Genomic DNA, 18,892 nt, shown 5'->3' on the forward strand with positions numbered 1-18,892 from the left:
CATGATAACGGCATTGTCAGGCCTACACAAGCTTGTCTTGCGCCTGTAGCAGCTTCCCGGCCTGGTCAAATGGGAGTGGTTGGCTGAACAAAAACCCCTGCATTTCATCACAACCTATGCTTAGCAGAAAATCGCGTTGTCGTTCGGTTTCTACGCCTTCTGCTACCAAATTAATACCCAGGTTATGACCCAGCGCGACAATCGCCTTCAGGATCGCCTGATTGGCTGTATCGCTTTCCAGTCCCATGACAAAACTTCGATCTATCTTGAGATTATCAATCGGAAAATGCTTGAGGTACCCCAGGCTTGAGTAACCTGTACCAAAATCATCAATCGCCAGCTTTACACCCAATTCTTTCAACTGGTGCAGTACCTTGATGAACTGAGGCGAGGTGTCTGCCAGCGTACCTTCTGTAATCTCGAGTTCCAGTAGAGCCGGCTTCAGCCCTGTTTCCTGCAATACACGTGCAATATTGCCAACCAGATCGCTCTGCTGAAACTGGCGCGGGGACACATTCACCGAGACCGGTACTTCGTAACCGGAAAGTCTCGACAGGGCGATGCTTTCCATACAGGCTTTCTCTAAAACCCAGGAGCCGATTTGCTCAATCAGGCTGCTTTCTTCTGCAATCGGAATAAAACGATTAGGCGAGATCAGCCCTTGTCGAGGGTTGTGCCAGCGAATGAGGGCCTCAACCCCCGTAATGCGTTGTGTCCGCAAATTGAGCTTGGGTTGGTAATGCAGATGAAATTCATTGTGTCCCAGAGCGTTGCGCATCTGGTATTCCATCTCCAGCCGTTCGACCAGGATGGAGTTCAGCTCGCGGGTATAAAACTGGAAATTATTCTTTCCTTCCTGCTTGGCCTTGTACATGGCGGTGTCTGCATTTTTCAGCAGGCTCTCGCTGGTCTTGCCATCGTCCGGGTAAAGGCTGATGCCGATGCTGCTGGTGACGGTGAAATCCTTGCCCTCAATGCTGCAGGGTTCAGAAGTCAGTGCCAGTACGCGTTGCAGTGTCTGACTGAGGGCATCCGTGCCGTGAATGTTGGAAAGTAGCAGCACAAACTCATCCCCACCCGGGCGTGCAACGGTATCGCTGTCGCGGATACAGCTTTCCAGGCGGCGGGCCATGGCGATCAACAGCTGATCCCCGATAAAGTGCCCCATGCTATCGTTGATGTCTTTAAATTTATCCAGATCAACAAATACCACGGCAAGCTTGGAGGTTGTGCGGTCTGCGTAACTGATCGCTTGCAGAAGCCTGTCCTGCATCAGGGTGCGGTTGGGTAGACCCGTCAGGTCATCATGCGTGGCTTGATACTCGATCAGGGCGTTATAGCTTTTACGCTCGGTAATGTCTTCTACCGTGCCTTCAAAATAAATAAGCTTGCCTTCGTCGTTGCGCACAGCGCGGGCATTTTCCGATATCCAGATAGTGCTGCCGTCGCGGCGATATATTTGCGACTCGAAGTTAACCACGCGGTCTTCAAGTTGCATCAGCGTGAGGAAGGTCTGGCGGCTTTCAGGTTGCACATAGAGTTGCTGGGCAATATTGTTCAGGTTTTGAATCAGCTCTTCCGGACTCTCATAACCATAAATTCTGGCGAGGGCGGGGTTCGCATTGATGTACTGGCCATCATGGCTGGTCTGGAAAATGCCTTCGATTGAATTCTCGAAGATGTTGCGATATCGGCGCTCAGCTTCTTGTAGCGCTTGTTCGTTCAGTTTGCGCTGTGTGATGTCCTGAATAAACCCTTCCAGCGCCTCGACTTGGCCTTGCGGATTGAAAATCCCGGTTCCCCGCTCATTCACCCAGCGGATATCGCCATCGATCGTCATGATCCGGTATTCGATTTCAAAACGCTCACGCCGGGATAAGGCATCTTCTACAATGCCGCGTATTCGCGCGCGGTCCTCAACCAATGTCAGCTCTTCAAAACTGGTACGACCATTGTGCAGCAGTTCGTCAGGGCGATAGCCTGTCAGCTCAAGACATCCGTCACTGATGAAAAGCATGGTCCAATGCTCATCCATCAGGCAGCAATAGGCCATGCCCTCCATGTTTTTCAACAGAGAGTCCAGTATGTGCTCCCGATGCTGGAGCCAGTTGCGTATGAATGCACTCACGCTGGTAGTATAGTCTTCGACTTTACTGTGATGAGCTAAGCTGAGTCGCATGGTCTTGATTAGTCATGGTCTTGATAGTTTGCAGAATGCCAATAAGTCTTAATAACAGCATAGCTTTTAGCAAGGATCAGGCCAGAGGGTATGGCACTGATATGAGGCGTTCTTGTTGAGCTTATTTCTGGTAGTGCACATGATTTGCCATATTTCGGTGCGCGAAAACCTATGGCTGCACTCAAACAATGCTTGCTTACGCTGTTTTCGTTTTTCGGCGCAACCTTATATGGCTACGAATAAAGCTGGTTGTTTGTTGCCGGCGCTCGCTATTTTCCGGATCTTTTATCCACATATGGAGAAGGCCGCTGAAGAAGAGGTAGGTATCCATGGCGTACTCTTCTGGCGTGCAACTTGCATCCAGTAGATCAAGCTCTTGCGCACGTTGATAAGCTCGCTTGATATTCAGGGATATGTTGGAACAATTGTTGGCTATTTGTTGCAAAACCTCAGCGAATTCATCAACATACTCACATTTGATCATCATGATCTCGTACGTCTGTCTTGTCTCGCTACTGTCATTTAGCACTTGTATGGTTTCGGTCAGGAAACGCTCTATATTAAGCAAGGGGTCTTCTGCACCCTCAGCAGCTTTAAGCAAGGTGTCATCCATGCGGTCTATCAGGGGGAGAAACACGCGCTCACGCAATGCCAGCAAAATTTCCGTTTTACTGTCAAAGTGCCAGTAAATCGCCCCGCGTGTCAGGCCCGCCTGAGCAGCAATCTGTTCCATGCTGGTTCTGCTAACACCTCGAACAAGAAACACATCTCGCGCAGCATCTATGATGCGTTGACGAGTAATAGCAGCATCTTCTTTGGTTTTGCGTACCATAGACTTAAGCTTATAACCTTATAAAAATGGGGTTTACATACAATCATGTTTGTATATAATATACATACATTCACGTATGTAAGTCAAGAATCTTTGTATATTAGACATGGAGTTACAGATGGCAGCGTTCAATTTTGATCGGGGCAGTAAGCGTATTGGCAGTAAGTTCCAAGCACCTTTACTGCTTGCGCTTATCGCAGGGGTAGCAGTAAGTGCATGTGGCAAGAACGGCCAAAGTGCTGCGCAGCATCAAGGTGGCGCCATGCCAGTCAGTGTGATTGAAGTCCAGCCGACAACAGTCCCTATTACAGCCGAAGCGGTTGCACAGACCGAGGGTGCCAAAGAGGTTGAAGTGCGTCCGCGTGTAGGCGGTATCCTGCTCAAGCGTCTCTACCAGGAAGGCCAGTCGATAAAAGCGGGGCAGCCTATGTTCCTGATTGACCCGGTTCCATACCAAATTGCTTTGCAGCAAAGCCGTGCTGAACTGGCGCAGCAAAAAGCCAGGATTGAACAAACACGTCGCGAAGAAGCGCGGTTGCAAAATCTGCTATCAACGCAATCTGTCAGTCAGCGTGAATATGATAATGCCGTCTCTGACAACGCGGTTGCCAATGCCAACCTGCTGGCCGCCGAAGCTGCCGTGCGCCAGGCAGAGCTTAATCTTTCGTATACGACAGTGACAGCTCCCGTCAATGGCGTTTCCGGTCGCTTTCAGTTCTCTGAGGGCGCACTCGTGGAAGCCAACTCCAGCCTGTTGACGACGTTGGTGCAACTTTCTCCCATTTGGGTACGTTTTAGCTTCTCCGATAACGAACTGGCGCAATTGGGCGGTCGTTTGACAGAGAAAAACGTAAAGCAAGTCACGGTTCTGTTGCCGGATGGCAGCGAGTATCAACAAAAAGGCAAGCTTAACTTTGCTGCCAGCCAGATTGATCCGACATTGGGAACGCAGCAATTGCGTGCCACCTTTGAGAATGAAGATCAGCGCCTGTTGCCTGGTCAGTTTGTTCGTGCGCGAGTCACGACTGGTCAGCGCGATGGCGTATTTATCGTGCCACAAGTTGCCGTGGTGAATATGCAGCAAGGCAAGTTTGTCTATGTGGTCAATGAAAAAAATGAGGCGACCGTGCGGCCGATTGTCACCGGCGGCTGGCAAGGACAGGGTTGGGTCGTGCTTAAAGGGCTGAATGCCGGCGACAAGGTTGCTGTCGACAACATTATCAAGCTGCGTCCAGGTGCGCCAGTCAGCCCACATCCCCAAGAAGCCGCACCGGCTGGTGCGTCTGGGGATGCTCCTGCTGCTGAGGCTCAACAAAAACCCAAGCAATCATAAGCGGGAGACGTCATGACCAGATTTTTCATTACGCGCCCGATCTTTGCGTCGGTGCTCTCGATCATCATTGTGCTGGCTGGCTTGGCCGCCGCCATGAAGTTGCCAATTGCACAGTATCCGCAAATTGCGCCGCCTACGGTTATCGTAACGGCAACTTACCCCGGTGCCAGTGCCGAGACCTTATCCAAAACCGTCGCTGCGCCTATTGAAGAGCAGCTGAGTGGGGTGGAGGGACTGTTGTACTTTCAGTCCAGCGCTGATTCCAGCGGTACTCTGACGATTACAGCCACCTTTGAAACCGGCACGGAAGTTGACCAAGCGACCTTTAACGTAAGTAACCGGGTGAATATTGCCTTGCCGCGTTTGCCAGAAGATGTGCGCAGAACCGGCGTTGTCGTGCAGAAGCGCTCTAACGATATTCTGATGGCGTTGATGCTGATTTCGCCCAGTAAAAAATACGATCCGCTATTCCTCAGCAATTACGCCACCCTCAATGTGGTGGATGAGCTAAAGCGTATCAAAGGCGTTGGTGACGTCACCATTTTTGGTTCTCAGGACTACTCCATGCGTATCTGGCTGAAGCCTGACCGCATGGCCCAGCTTGGCGTCACGACGACCGACATTTCAACCGCGATACAGGCACAAAATGCCCAGTACGCCGCTGGCAAGATCGGCCAGGAGCCGGTCGTGGGCCAGCAACAGCTTGTTTATACCGTTACCGCCAAAGGGCGGCTGGTGGAGCCTGAGCAATTTGCGGACATTATTGTGCGGTCCAATGGCCCACGCGGCACATTGCGTCTCAAGGATGTAGCCACTATTGAGCTGGGCGCCCAGATGTACAACGTGCGCACTTCACTGGATGGCCAGCCAGGTGTCGGTATCCCGGTGTTCCTGCAGACGGGCGCTAATGCGCTTGATACTGCAAACGCCATCAAGGCCAGAATGGAAGAGCTCAAACAGCGTTTTCCTGAGGGCGTGGACTATGCCATTCCTTATGACACCAGTGATTTCGTGAAAGCGTCTATTGAAGAGGTGGTTAAGACGCTGGGTGAAGCCATGGTGCTGGTAGTGCTAGTGGTGTTCCTGTTCCTGCAAAACTGGCGCGCGACGCTGATTCCTATCATTGCGGTGCCAATTTCCCTGGTAGGCACATTTGCTGGCTTATGGGTATTTGGCTTCTCCATCAATACGTTGACGCTGTTTGCCATGGTGCTTTCGATTGGTATCGTGGTGGATGATGCGATTGTTGTGCTGGAGAATATTGAACGCTTGATGAGCGAGGAAAAACTCTCGCCAGTCAATGCAGCGATCAAGTCCATGCAACAGGTATCAGGCGCGGTGGTCGCGATTGTGCTGGTGTTATGTGCGGTATTCGTTCCTGTGGCATTCATGGGCGGTATCGCCGGTGAGCTTTACCGTCAGTTTGCAGTAACTGTGGCTGTTGCCGTGGTGATCTCGGGCATTGTGGCGCTGACGCTGACGCCAGCCTTGTGCTCGCTGATATTGAAGTCTGTGCATGAAGAGTCGCGTTTCTTCCGTCCGTTTAATCGCGGATTTGAAAAGCTGACCAACTTCTATACCGGTACGGTAAATCTGACCCTGCGCCATACCATCATCGGTGCCATCGTGTTTGCAGGCATCGTGGGTGGTGCGGCTTACCTCTTGTACAAGGTGCCTGGCAGCTTTGTGCCGCCGGAAGATCAAGGCTATGTGATCGCAGCAACTATCCTGCCGGATGGCGCGACGCTGACCCGCACCAGTAACACCACTGAAGCAGTGCGTGCGGCGATTGCCAAGGATCCTGCTGTACGCAGTGAGTTTGCGATTAATGGTTTCGACCTCATCGGTGGCGGTAACAAGACCAGCTCAGGTACCATGTTTGTTCGTCTTAAAGACTGGGATGCACGTACCACCACGGCGGATGACATTGTCGGCAAGCTGATTGGCATAGGCATGATGCAGCCAGACGGCCTTGCCATCGCGTTTAACCCACCGGCAATTCGCGGCTTGGGCAACTCGGGCAGCATGGAGCTTTATATTCAGAGTCGTGGCGATTCAGACCCATTGCATTTGTCCGCAGTGGTAAACAACCTGATTGATGAGCTGAAAAAAGAGCCGCGCCTTGCGGGTATCAATACCTTCTTCCGTCCAACCGTGCCACAGCTCTTTGTTGAGGTGGATGAAGCCAAGGCAATCAGCCAAGGTGTGCCGATTGCGGATGTTTACGCGACGCTGCAAAGCACCATGGGTTCGCTCTATGTGAATGACTTCAACCGTAGCGGACGTACCTATCGCGTGCAATTGCAGGCAGAAGCAGCTTACCGTATGAAGCCTGAAGATCTCGGTCGTGTGTATGTACGCTCTAATGACGGCAAGATGATTCCACTTTCGGCATTAAGTACAACCAGGGAAATCGTCGGTGCAGAGCAGCTGGAACGCTATAACGGTCTCTTGGCAGCCAAGGTGCTGGCAGGCGGTGCGCCTGGTGTAAGTTCGGGCGATGCCATCAAACTGGTGGAAAAAATCTCGGCAGAAAGCCTGCCGGATGGCTACCAGATGACATGGACTGGCCAGGCTTATCAGGAAAAACGCACAGGTTCAGCCGCGATTTACGCATTCAGTTTTGCCATTATTATGGTGTTCCTGATTCTGGCAGCGCAGTTTGAAACCTGGGCATTGCCCCTGGCTGTGATCATGGCGGTGCCGTTTGCCCTGGCCGGTGCCTTGCTGGCTGTGCTGGTGCGTGGCATGCCAAATGACATTTACTTCCAGATCGGTTTGGTAACACTGGTCGGCCTGGCGGCGAAGAACGCGATTCTGATCGTGGAATTCGCCAGCCAAAAACTGGAAGAGGGCTTGCCCGTGGCACAAGCTGCGGTTGAAGCCGCACGCTTGCGGTTCCGTCCTATCGTGATGACGTCCATGGCCTTTGTGCTGGGGATTGTGCCTCTGGTATTTGCCAGTGGTGCTGGTGCCGCTGCGCGGCGCTCCATGGGGACGGGCGTATTTGGCGGCATGCTGCTGGCCACTTTTGTCGCTACCGTATTTATCCCCTTGTTTTTCACTTGGTTGACAGGAACGCAGAAGCGAAACGCTTCTGCACAAGAACAGAAGGAAATTGCATGATGCCACGCTTGAAATTGACTTATATCGCTGTATTGGCAGCCGTGTTGCTGCCAGGGTGCGCCATGATGGGCCCTGACTATCAGCGGCCTGAGACACCCGTTCCAGCCAAATTTACTGAGCTGGCGGATGCGGCAGCAACCCAGGCTGAAATATCACGTACCTGGTGGCAGCTCTACAATGATCCGATATTGAATGATCTGGTGGCGAAAGCGCAGGCCAGTAATACGGATATCAAGCTGGCGGTTGCCCGGGTTGAAGAAGCAGATGCGTATCTGCGTGAAGTGGGTGCGGCGCTTTTCCCACAGATTGACCTTAACTCCAGTGCTGCCCGTTCGCGGATCACTCAGCTTGGGGCGACCCCTTTGCCTTCAGGCGTGAACCCAATCCGCGAAAACTACAATATTCGTCTTGGCACTTCGTTTGAGCTGGATTTCTGGGGCAAGCTGCGCCGTGCAAAAGAATCTGCCCGTGCGCAAGCCATGGCGACGCATTACGCTCGTGATACGGTAGATTTGTCATTGCAAGGCCTGGTGGCTAGCAATTACTTGTTGTTGCGCAGCCTGGAATCGCAAATTGCGTTATCAAAAGACAGTCTGCATAGTCGGGAAGAAAGCCTGGCATTAACGCAGCGTCGACTGGAGGGCGGTGTGTCTTCTGCGCTGGACGTACATCAGGCGCAGGTATCCACTTCCAATCTGACTGCGCAACTGGCTGATCTGGTACGGCAGCGCGCCGTGGTTGAGCATCAGCTTGCCGTATTAACGGGTGATCTGGGCCTGACTATTCCCATAGCCGATTTTAATCAGCTGCCTACGCCGCCTATGCCTCCTGTCGGGTTGCCATCCAGTTTGCTGGAGTCCAGGCCGGATATACGCCAGGCTGAGCAGAGCATGGTCGCCGCAAATGCCAATATTGGCGTAGCCAAGGCCGCGTTGTTCCCGACTATTTCGTTAACCGCGAATTATGGTGGTGAAAGTGCCGAACTGGGCGATATCCTGAAATCAGCCGCCCGTATCTGGACCGGTGGCCTCAGTCTTAATCTGCCTATTTTTGATTCAGGTCGCCTTAATTCGCGCGTAGATCAGGCTACCGCACAGCAGAAACAAACCTTGGCATCGTATGAGGCCGCTATTCAAACGGCCTTCAAAGAAGTAAATGATGCGCTGGTGAATCTCCGTCAGCAGTCCGAGCGTGAAGCGGCGCTGGAAGCCAGCAGGGAATCATCCAAGAAGGCATTGGATATTGCGGAAAACCGCTACAAGGCCGGCTACTCGGGGTATCTGGATGTGCTGGATTCGCAACGGGTCTACAACGATGCAGCACTGGCCTATGTACAAAGCCGCCAGGCAAGACTGACAGCCAGTGTGGACTTGTTCAAGGCGCTGGGCGGTGGATGGAAAGCCGCAGAAAAGTAGTTGGTGCTTTAAGCCAGGCTAGTACAGCCTACACGTAACCAGTCGTGACGTCCTTCCAGTACGGTGACCAACCGCTGGAAGGATTTTTCATTGAGGCTGCGGATGCGGTAGTTGATATCCGGCAGGAAACGACTACGCGGCACCAGCAGTGTCGGCTCTTCTGCCAAGCCTTCCTCCGGTGGCAGGTAGAGGCTGGAAAACTCAGGCCCGTTTTCGGGCGCGGTTCCACTGCTGATGGTCGGGGTGGTTTCCTGAATCGTGCTGAGTGAAACCCAGCGTGCCTTCCTCGAGAGAATTTCAACGCCAATATGCTTTTTGCCAGAAGCCAGTGCGCTGACATTCTTGATGATGCCAACGATCGCCGCATCTTTTTGATCTTCCATGAGCAGAATCACGATCATCCCGGGTGATAGGGGCGTCTCGGTATCTTTCTCCAAGGTCGCCCCATATCCTTTGGTGCTCATGTCTGTCACGGTCCAGCGCAGGTTTTTAAGGTTGGGCTCCGGGGCTGAAAACCTCACGCTGTGCTTGGACAAACGCTCTTCCAGCGGCATGGCATTCTCCGTCAGATGCGCATTTTGCAATGCCTGTTTGTCAGCTTTTGTACGCAGGTGAACGCAGATGGCATCCAGCCCCAGGATTACCCTGGTGCCCAGTAGTGTTGATTGACGGTCCTCTTTGCGGCGTTGACGTCGATAGCCGCTTTTTGACCAATCAAATTGCAGCTGCTGGAGCAATGAGCTCAGGTGTGGATTATTGGAAAACTCTGCGAGCCCCAGCTTGAGCATGGCTTGCGGCAGATTTTGAGTATTGCTGAGCAGCTCGATTTTCATCGACAGGTCATCTGTCGACCAGTAGCGATACTCCGGGGAGGGTTCCAGGGTGCGCATGCGGCGTGCGCCCCGGTCCTTGCGCAGATCAATGAAGTAGAAATGATGTTGTTCTTCGTAGTGATCTACCACCTGCACATTGCGAAGAAGCTTGGTCAGTAATTGCCAGGTGAGCTCAATTTGTACCCGGTTCATGCTGGATTGGTTGATGGAATCGAGCATGCATATCTGGGCAAACATGGTGGCCAGAGATTTTTCCGGACAATCTGCGTAAATCGATAATGGCGTGGAGGTTAGTCCAAGTCGCTCCGCAAGCCGATATACCTGAAACATTTGATGCCAGGCCGCTGCCGGCACCGCTTGTTGCTGAAAGTAGCGCAGTTTGATCATGCATAGGCCTGCATGCAATGCCCGACCACACATCAAGCTTATCTGGTAAGGGGAGGATTCGGGTGGTGACGTGTTACTGGGCGTTAATTTTAGCTGCTGAAGTTCAATTTGCTGAACATAGCTCAGGAAAATCTGACGCTGATAATAATAGCTGCCTTCGGCGATGCGGTTTTCAAGCTCGGGCCGCAACTTGTCAAACTTTGCATATTGATCAAGCAGTTTTTCCAGACGTGGATGGTTGGCTTCGTCAATATGCAGTAGCGCCAGTTGTGACGCTCGATCCGTCTCGCTATACCCCGAAAGAAAACGGGTACTTGCTTCCAGCGCGGCAATGTCATCCAACGCATGCAGCTCACTTAGAAACTGACGATGTCCTGCGTTTGATGCGGCTTCTTTTTTTGTGATCAGTCTTCTAATGATGGACTTCATTCACTGTGCCTACCCTGAGTTATAGCCGTGCAATATGGATTTACATGCCATTCGTGTTTTATTGTAGCCATAAATGCGGCTAAATAATACCAAGGCGGGATTTATTTCCGGTACCTGTGCCGGGGGAATGAAAATGCCGTTATTCAACCCTCTAAGTCCTTGCCTTATCTTGCTTATCCCTTATCCATCTTGGGTTTTGTGGAGTGCAGATAAGGGGAATTTAAAATGTCAGCCATGATAAAATCGCGCTTTTCATTTGATTGATCGTTTTCCATGACAGTACGTACCCGTTTCGCCCCCAGTCCTACCGGTTTTCTGCATATTGGCGGTGCCCGCACAGCCCTGTTTTCATGGGCCTATGCGCGCAAGCATGGCGGCAGTTTTATTCTGCGAATCGAAGATACCGATGTGGCACGATCTACACCAGAAGCTGTTCAAGCGATTCTTGATGGCATGACCTGGCTGGGCCTGAGCTGGGATGAAGGTCCGTTTTACCAGATGCAGCGCATGGATCGCTACAAGGAAGTGATTCAGCAGTTGCTGGACAGTGGCGATGCGTATTACTGCTATTGCAGCAAGGAAGAGCTGGATGCGTTGCGTGAGCAGCAGATGCAGCAGGGCATCAAGCCGCGCTACGATGGTCGCTGGCGGCCTGAGGCGGGCAAGGTGTTGCCAGAGCCTCCCGCAGGCGTGCCTCCTGTCGTGCGTTTCAAAAATCCGCAAACAGGGGCCGTGGTCTGGAATGATCTGGTCAAAGGTGAAATCCGCATTTCCAATGAAGAGCTGGATGATTTGATTATTGCCCGTGCTGATGGTACCCCGACCTATAACTTCTGTGTGGTGGTGGATGACTGGGAGATGGGCATTACCCAGGTGATTCGTGGCGATGACCATGTCAACAATACGCCGCGTCAGATCAATATGCTGCACGCCCTGGGCGCGCAGATTCCCCAGTACGCACACTTGTCCATGATTCTTGGTGATGATGGACAAAAATTGTCCAAACGGCATGGTGCGGTCAGCGTGATGCAGTACCATGAAGATGGTTATTTGCCAGAAGCGGTATTGAACTATCTGGCTCGTCTGGGCTGGTCGCATGGCGATGATGAAGTATTCAGCATGGCGCAGTTTTGTGCATGGTTTGACCTTGATCACATCACGCCTTCTGCCGCCCAGTTCAATACGGAAAAGCTTAACTGGCTCAATGCGCATTACATCAAGCAGGCAGATATCAACGTGCTGGCAGCCGATATTCAGCAGCGGCTTGTCGCTCTTGGTGTCAACACGGAAAATGGGCCTGACTTGTCAGGTGTGATTGCGCTGTATCGTGAGCGCAGCAATACCCTGAATGATCTGGCTGCCAGCATTGCTTATTTCTACCGCAAGCCGGTGATTGACACTGTGGCTGCGGAAAAGCATTTAACAGTTGATGTGTTGCCTGTGCTCGCCGGCATGGCAGCAAAGCTTGAAAATACTACTTGGACCACGGAAAGCATTCATGACGTGATTCAGGCGACGGTAACGGATAACGGCCTCAAGTTCCCCAAGATTGCCATGCCTTTGCGGGTGATGGTGACGGGCGGGGCGCAGTCGCCAAGTATCGATGCCGTTATGGCGCTGCTGGGTAGGGATGAAACACTGTCCCGTATCCGGGAAAGTCTCATGGCAAGCGGCAAATTTTAAATTTCTGAGAACAATTTGACTGCCTCGCAGTCGTAAGGCCATGGTCGGCAAAGTAGATAAAATTAAGCGAAATTTCTACAGCCTACTTGTAGGTGTGAAAAACATCCCCAACTAGACATACTGAAACCTGGATTTCGAACCCAGGTTTCACTAGATTAGCTAATTTTTTTCACGTAGAGTTTGCTTGAATAATTAAACTCCCGCCGACTACAAAATTAAAAGGAAAAGGAGCAAAAAAATGAACGCTAAAGGGCAAATGCTACAAGATCCATTCTTGAATACCTTGCGCAAGGAACATGTGCCTGTATCGATATATCTGGTTAACGGTATCAAACTGCAAGGCCAGGTGGACTCGTTTGATCAGTACGTCATCCTGCTTAAAAACACGGTTACCCAGATGGTATACAAACACGCTATTTCTACCATCGTTCCCGCCCGCGCAGTCAGCATTCCATCAGCCCACGCTACTCCCGCCGAGTAACAGGAAGCGTAGTGACCTTTAGCAATGTTTGATCGCCCCAGCGGCGGAGATGCCGCAGTTCTCGTCAGTGTTGATTTTGGCGATTCAGGATATGAAGAAAGTTTGCAGGAATTAAGGCAGCTTGCCCTCAGTGCTGGCATGAATATTCGAGCCACCATTGAAGGCAGGCGCCCCAAGCCGGATGCCAAGTTTTTTGTTGGGTCCGGTAAGGCAGGCGAGCTGGCTGAATCCCTGAAATCCAATGAGGCACAAGTGGCCGTTTTCAACCACGACCTGAGCCCCTCCCAGCAGCGCAATCTTGAACGTTTGCTCGAAAGCCGTGTAGTGGATCGCACGGGCTTGATTCTGGATATTTTTGCCCAGCGCGCCCAAAGTCACGAAGGTAAGCTGCAAGTCGAGCTTGCTCAACTGGAGCATTTGTCTACACGACTCGTGCGTGGCTGGACTCACCTGGAACGCCAAAAAGGTGGTATTGGTGTGCGAGGCGGCCCAGGGGAAACGCAGCTTGAGCTGGATAGGCGCATGTTGCGCATACGTGTGAAACAATTGCGTGAAAAACTCGCCAAGCTCAAGCAGCAGCGCGGCATGCAGCGCCGCTCGCGCAAACGCTCGCTGGTGATGTCGGTATCGCTGGTTGGATATACCAACGCTGGAAAATCAACGTTGTTCAACCGTCTTACCCAATCTGGTGTTTATGCGGCGGATCAGCTGTTTGCCACGCTGGATACGACTTCACGCAAGTTATTCATTCCCGATGGCGGCCCGGTGGTGCTTTCCGATACGGTAGGATTTATCAAGCATTTGCCACATGCCTTGGTCGAAGCGTTTGGCGCTACGCTGGAGGAAGCCGTTCAGGCAGACTTGCTTTTGCATATCGTGGATGCGGCAAGTCCCGTGCGGGATGATCAGATTGCGCAAGTGAACAAGGTGCTGGAGGAAATTGGTGCAGAGTATGTGCACCAGGTGCTGGTTCTGAACCAGATTGATCGGGCAGGGCTTGAGCCGGGATTGGAGCGGGATGAGTATGGTAGAATTTGCCGCATTCGTATTTCTGCCAAGACCGGTGAAGGGCTGGAGCTGGTACGCCAGTGTTTGCGCGAACATCAGCAAATGCTGTTTGCACATCAGCTTGAAGCCAGCTCGCCGGATGTAGTACCCACATAAACGATTTTTTGATTTTCGGAGTAACTCATGGCTAACGATCCCGGTTGGGGCAACCGCAATAATGACGGCCCGCCCGATTTGGACGAGGTGTTGCGCCAGTTCAGCCGCAAGCTGAATGGCCTGTTTGGCAGATCCCCCAAAGGCGGTCAGTCGCCACAGACCGAGGGCAGCGGTATTCCTGTGCTGCCTATCGTGGGCTTGATTGCCGTGATCTGGTTTGCTACCGGCTTTTATATCGTCGACCAGGGGTCTCGCGGCGTGGTATTGCGATTCGGCAAGCATGTGGAAACCACATTGCCCGGTCCGCGCTGGCACATGCCTTACCCTGTTGAAAGTGTCGATGTCATCAATATGGAGCAGGTGCGTACCATTGAAGTGGGTTACCGCTCGGCTGAAGGCGGTTCAGGCCGCAGCAAGGAATTGCGCGAATCCCTTATGCTGACGGATGACGAGAACATTATTGATCTGCAGTTTGCGGTGCAGTACAACCTCAAGAATGTGGAAGAAGCGTTGTTCAACAACCGCTCTGCCGAAGAGTCTGTGCGCGGGATTGCCGAGACAGCGATTCGTGAAATCGTTGGCAAGAGCAAGATGGACTTTGCCTTATACGAAGGCCGTGAGGAAGTAGCTGTTGAAGCCAAGAAGCTGATGCAGGAAATCCTGGATCGCTACAATACCGGTATTAATGTGGTGAATGTCACCATGCAGAATGCGCAACCTCCCGAGCAGGTGCAGGCTGCGTTTGATGATGCGGTGAAAGCCGGCCAGGATCTGGAGCGTCAGAAAAACGAAGGCCAGGCGTATGCCAACGATATCATTCCAAAAGCGCGTGGTACCGCCTCGCGTCTCTTGGAGGAAGCGGCTGGTTACAAGCTGCGCGTTGAGAACGAAGCCCAAGGTAATGCCAGCCGGTTTGAGCAGGTGTTAACCCAATATCAGCGTGCACCCGAAGTCACTCGCCAGCGTCTTTATCTGGATGCCCAGGAGCAGATTCTCTCCAACGTAAGCAAGGTGGTCGTTGACCAAAAGGGCGGTAACAGCCTGTTGTACTTGCCACTGGACAAGCTTCTTGCCAACACAGGCGGCACAGCCACGGCGGCGCCCTCATTGAATGCGCCAACGACAACGCCTGCCAGCACCTTGCCTGAAATTGACCTGAACAATCTGCGTTCACGCGACAGCTTCCGTAGTCGTGATCGTGAAAGCCGATAAGGGACAGCAATGAACATGAAAAACTTAAGCACAGTGTTAATTGGCCTGATTGCAGCGCTGCTGTTGGTCAGTTTGTCTGCCTTTACCGTTGATCAGCGTGAATACGCCCTGGTATTCCGTCTGGGTGAAATCGTTTCGGTCAAAAAAGAGCCTGGTCTGTATTTCAAGATGCCATTTGTCGAGAATGTGCGGTACTTCGACAAGCGCATCCTGACCCTTAACTGGGTAGAGCCTGACCGCTTTCTGACCAGCGAGAAAAAGAACGTGCTGGTGGATTCCTTCGTTAAATGGCGCATTGTTGATCCTGCCAAATACTACGTGTCGGTGAAGGGTGATGAGTTGCAGGCCGAACGTCGTCTCTCTCAAACCGTAAACGATGGTTTGCGTGCTGAGTTTGGTAAGCGCACGATTCACGACGTGGTGTCCGGTGAGCGTGGCCAGATCATGGAAATCCTGCGTCAGCGTGCTGATCGCGATGCCAAGGAATACGGCATTCAGGTATTGGATGTGCGTCTGCGTCGTGTTGACCTGCCTCAGGAAGTCAGTGAGTCCGTGTACCAGCGTATGGAAGCGGAGCGTAAGCGCGTTGCCAACGAATTGCGCTCACAAGGTGCCGGTGCTGCCGAAAAAATTCGTGCAGATGCTGACCGCCAGCGTGAGGTCATCATTGCAGAGGCCTTCCGTGAAGCGCAGCGCATCAAGGGTGAGGGTGATGCCAAAGCCTCTGAAGTCTATACGCAGGCCTATGGTAAAAATCCTGAGTTCTATGCGTTCTATCGCAGCCTGGATGCTTACCGCAATAGCTTCAAGAGCAAGAATGACGTGATGGTTCTGGAGCCTGATTCTGACTTCTTCAAGTATCTGCGCAGCCCGTCTGTCCGGAAGTAAACCTTGGGTTCTACCTTGTTAACCGCGCTGGGTCTCATGTTGGTGCTGGAAGGGGTGCTGCCCCTGCTGGCCCCACAAGCCTGGCGCGATACGTTTAAGCGCATGGTGGAATTGAAAGATGGCCAGTTACGCTTTGTCGGCCTTGTTTCAATGGGCGTTGGCCTGTTGCTTCTTTTGTTTTTCAAGAATTAAAGCCACGACTTGTCCAGGTCGTGGCCTGATTTTCCCTTCATTCGAACCTCAAGCGGCGAGCTTCAGTTTCGCAAGCTGCCGCGAGTGGTTTACAATATAGGCCTTCCTGTTGCGGGTATGGTCGTTCCACCACTCCAGTCACAGCATGTAATGTCCGTTAACACGCCTCAACACTAAAGAATCATTATGCGTAACTGGCTTTTACCAGAATACATAGAAGATGTGCTGCCTGCAGAAGCGGCACGCATGGAAAATTTGCGTCGGCAATTGCTGGACCTGTTTGCCGTGCATGGCTATCAATTCGTGATTCCACCATTGCTGGAATATCTGGAGTCTCTGATTACTGGCGTTGGTCATGATCTGGACCTTGCTACTTTCAAAGTGGTGGACCAGCTGACCGGGCGCCTTATGGGTGTGCGCGCTGATACCACGCCGCAAGCGGCACGTATCGATGCGCACATGCTGAATAACCAGGGTGTCTCGCGCTTGTGTTATGCCGGTAGCGTGCTGCGCACGACACCCAGTGGCTTGGCGCAAACCCGCGAACCCTTGCAGCTGGGCGCTGAGCTGTTCGGCCATGCCGGGGTGGAAAGCGATATTGAGGTTCAGCGTCTCATGGTGAAAGCCTTGAAGCTGGCAGGCGTGACGCAGCTGCATCTGGATTTCAGTCATGTGGGTATTTTTCGGCACCTGATTCGGCTGGCTGGCGTTACTCCCGAACTTGAGCAGGCCTTATATGCTGCCTTGCAAAGCAAGGATCAGGCGGAGGTCCGCAGTCTGACGGCTGGCCTGGATGCTGCAACCTCTGCCGCGCTGTGTGTGCTGACAGAGCTGAATGGTGGTGCAGACGTCCTGGAGCGTGCCGCCCAGGTATTGCCAGCGACATCCGCAATTGCAGCGGCATTGGCTGATTTGAAGCAAGTTGCACAACAATTGCAGGATCTGGACGTCAACGTCTGCTTTGATCTTGCCGAATTGCGCGGTTATCACTACCACAGTGGCATGGTGTTCGCAGCATATGCACAAGGCTATGCTGGCCCCTTGGCATTGGGTGGCCGCTACGATGAGGTCGGCTCGGCGTTTGGTCGTGCTCGTCCTGCCACTGGGTTCAGCCTGGACTTGCGTGGTCTGGTCACGGCATTGCCGCCCGCTGAAATCGCACAGGCTATTTTTGCACCGTATGATCACGACTCTGCGCTTACCGCGAAAGTCGATGCATTGCGCGCAGAAGGACAGATTGTCATTCAGGAATTGCCTGGGCACGAGTCTCATCGAAATGAATTGCAGTGTGACCGCCAGCTGGTAAAGCAGGGTGGAAGCTGGGAAGTGCAGGCTGTGTCAGCGACTGGCTTGTAATTCACGGTTGCCGTCACTTCAGCATTAACGAATTTTAAATTTACCTTATTTGGCAGAACGCATGATGAACAAGAATGTAGTCGTTATTGGTACCCAGTGGGGCGACGAAGGCAAGGGCAAGATCGTGGATTGGTTAACCGATCATGCCCAGGGCGTGGTGCGCTTTCAGGGCGGCCACAATGCCGGGCATACGTTGGTAATTGGCCAGGGTGCCGCACAGCGTGAGTACAAGCTCAATCTGGTGCCATCCGGCATTGTGCGTGAGGGCATCAAATGCTACATCGGCAATGGTGTGGTGCTGGATGTCGCGCACTTGCTGGAGGAAATCAAGGGCCTGGAATCGGTAGGTGTGGAAGTCCGCAGCCGCCTGATGGTCAGCCCTGGCTGCCCGCTCATCATGGGTTATCACGTGGCGATGGATAAAGCGCGTGAAGCTGCCCGAAACATCAAGATCGGTACTACCGGCAAGGGCATTGGTCCCACCTATGAGGACAAAGTGGCGCGTCGTGCGCTCCGCGTTTACGACTTGTTCTACCCCGAGCGTTTTGCTGAAAAGCTGCGCGAAGTGATGGAATACCATAACTTTGTGCTGACCAAATACCTGGGCGTGGCTGCCGTGGATTACCAGTCTGAACTGGACCAGGCATTAAGCCGCGTGGACCAACTGAGCCCGATGGTGGGTGATGTGTCCGCTGCTTTGTATGCTGCCAATAAAGCGGGTGACAAATTGTTGTTTGAAGGCGCCCAAGGCACCTTGCTGGATATTGATCACGGTACTTATCCTTACGTGACCTCTTCTAATTGCGTGGCTGGTCAAGCGGCAGCAGGTACGGGTGTCGGTCCGCAGGTTCTTGACTATGTGCTGGGTATTACCAAGGCATACTGTACGCGTGTTGGTGGCGGCCCATTCCCCAGCGAACTCGATATTGAAACGCAGGATACCCCAGGCTTCCAGATGTCGGACAAAGGCCGCGAAATCGGTACCGTCACCAAGCGCAAGCGTCGTTGTGGCTGGTTTGACGCCGCTGCGCTGCGCCGCTCTGCACGCATCAATGGCCTGACAGGCTTGTGCATTACCAAGCTGGATGTACTGGATGGTATTCCTGACCTGGAAATCTGCACCGGCTACAAGCTGGATGGCAAGATGATTGATCTCTTGCCCGTGGGCGCAGATGACCTGGCACGTTGCGAGCCGATCTATGAGCGCATGCCCGGCTGGACTGAAAACACATTCGGTATCAACACTTGGGAAGGGTTGCCGCTCAATGCGCGCAACTACTTGAAGCGCCTGGAAACCCTGTGCGAAGTGCCGGTGGCGATTGTTTCCACGGGTCCTGAGCGCGACCAGACCATTGTGCTGCGCCACCCATTCGGAGGCTAGG

The 18,892-nt window shown here is 52.7% G+C and carries 14 protein-coding genes; 11 read left to right on the forward strand and 3 right to left on the reverse strand.

All coding sequences use genetic code 11. The features are described from left to right. Positions 1-22: 22 nt before the first annotated feature. Both LG204_RS09100 and LG204_RS09105 read right to left on the reverse strand, forming a co-directional pair. Positions 23-2,062: a putative bifunctional diguanylate cyclase/phosphodiesterase gene (locus LG204_RS09100; RefSeq protein ID WP_230337876.1), complete on the reverse strand. Its 2,040-nt coding sequence runs from the start codon at positions 2,060-2,062 to the stop codon at positions 23-25. A 313-nt stretch (positions 2,063-2,375) separates the two neighbouring features. Further along, positions 2,376-3,011, reverse strand: a complete 636-nt coding sequence (locus tag LG204_RS09105) for a TetR family transcriptional regulator (RefSeq protein WP_230336975.1) — start codon at positions 3,009-3,011, stop codon at positions 2,376-2,378. Between the two features lie 118 nt (positions 3,012-3,129). Here LG204_RS09105 and LG204_RS09110 point away from each other — a divergent pair, with 118 nt between their 5' ends. Genes LG204_RS09110 through LG204_RS09120 form a run of 3 tightly spaced genes read left to right on the forward strand, consistent with a single transcriptional unit; the run spans position 3,130 to position 8,885 of the window. After that, complete coding sequence (locus LG204_RS09110; protein WP_230336976.1) at positions 3,130-4,344, forward strand: efflux RND transporter periplasmic adaptor subunit; 1,215 nt, start codon at positions 3,130-3,132, stop codon at positions 4,342-4,344. Positions 4,345-4,356: 12 nt separating this feature from the next. Next, on the forward strand, positions 4,357-7,470 hold the full coding sequence (locus tag LG204_RS09115; protein WP_230336977.1) for an efflux RND transporter permease subunit: 3,114 nt from the start codon (positions 4,357-4,359) through the stop codon (positions 7,468-7,470). After that, complete coding sequence (locus LG204_RS09120; protein ID WP_230336978.1) at positions 7,467-8,885, forward strand: efflux transporter outer membrane subunit; 1,419 nt, start codon at positions 7,467-7,469, stop codon at positions 8,883-8,885. Before LG204_RS09115 ends, LG204_RS09120 begins: the two co-directional genes overlap by 4 nt. An 8-nt stretch (positions 8,886-8,893) precedes the next feature. On the opposite strand, the gene LG204_RS09125 is transcribed toward LG204_RS09120, so the two are convergent. After that, a complete protein-coding gene (locus LG204_RS09125; protein WP_230336979.1) occupies positions 8,894-10,534 on the reverse strand; it encodes a hypothetical protein in 1,641 nt (546 codons plus the stop codon). A gap of 273 nt (positions 10,535-10,807) precedes the next feature. Here LG204_RS09125 and gltX point away from each other — a divergent pair, with 273 nt between their 5' ends. The 8 genes from gltX to LG204_RS09165 all read left to right on the forward strand — a co-directional run bounded on the left by gltX (position 10,808) and on the right by LG204_RS09165 (position 18,891). Continuing rightward, positions 10,808-12,217 carry a glutamate--tRNA ligase gene (gene gltX / locus LG204_RS09130; RefSeq protein ID WP_230336980.1) on the forward strand — a complete coding sequence of 470 codons (1,410 nt, stop codon included), beginning with the start codon at positions 10,808-10,810 and terminating at the stop codon, positions 12,215-12,217. 238 nt (positions 12,218-12,455) lie between these two features. After that, positions 12,456-12,698, forward strand: a complete 243-nt coding sequence (gene hfq / locus LG204_RS09135) for an RNA chaperone Hfq (protein WP_013442468.1) — start codon at positions 12,456-12,458, stop codon at positions 12,696-12,698. A gap of 24 nt (positions 12,699-12,722) precedes the next feature. After that, positions 12,723-13,862 carry a ribosome rescue GTPase HflX gene (gene hflX, locus LG204_RS09140; protein WP_230336981.1) on the forward strand — a complete coding sequence of 380 codons (1,140 nt, stop codon included), beginning with the start codon at positions 12,723-12,725 and terminating at the stop codon, positions 13,860-13,862. Between the two features lie 27 nt (positions 13,863-13,889). Further along, positions 13,890-15,074 (forward strand): FtsH protease activity modulator HflK, encoded by a 1,185-nt coding sequence (gene hflK, locus LG204_RS09145; protein ID WP_230336982.1) that lies wholly within the window; start codon positions 13,890-13,892, stop codon positions 15,072-15,074. A gap of 15 nt (positions 15,075-15,089) precedes the next feature. Beyond that, positions 15,090-15,962: a protease modulator HflC gene (gene hflC, locus LG204_RS09150; protein ID WP_230336983.1), complete on the forward strand. Its 873-nt coding sequence runs from the start codon at positions 15,090-15,092 to the stop codon at positions 15,960-15,962. A 3-nt stretch (positions 15,963-15,965) separates the two neighbouring features. Continuing rightward, positions 15,966-16,154 carry a DUF2065 domain-containing protein gene (locus LG204_RS09155; protein ID WP_230336984.1) on the forward strand — a complete coding sequence of 63 codons (189 nt, stop codon included), beginning with the start codon at positions 15,966-15,968 and terminating at the stop codon, positions 16,152-16,154. Positions 16,155-16,340: 186 nt separating this feature from the next. After that, positions 16,341-17,510: an ATP phosphoribosyltransferase regulatory subunit gene (locus tag LG204_RS09160; protein WP_230336985.1), complete on the forward strand. Its 1,170-nt coding sequence runs from the start codon at positions 16,341-16,343 to the stop codon at positions 17,508-17,510. 64 nt (positions 17,511-17,574) lie between these two features. Continuing rightward, positions 17,575-18,891 (forward strand): adenylosuccinate synthase, encoded by a 1,317-nt coding sequence (locus tag LG204_RS09165; protein WP_230337877.1) that lies wholly within the window; start codon positions 17,575-17,577, stop codon positions 18,889-18,891. Position 18,892 lies beyond the last annotated feature (1 nt).

The sequence above is a fragment of the Methylovorus menthalis genome, from assembly GCF_020523625.1.
In the GTDB taxonomy this organism is placed as follows: Bacteria; Pseudomonadota; Gammaproteobacteria; order Burkholderiales; family Methylophilaceae; genus Methylovorus; species Methylovorus menthalis.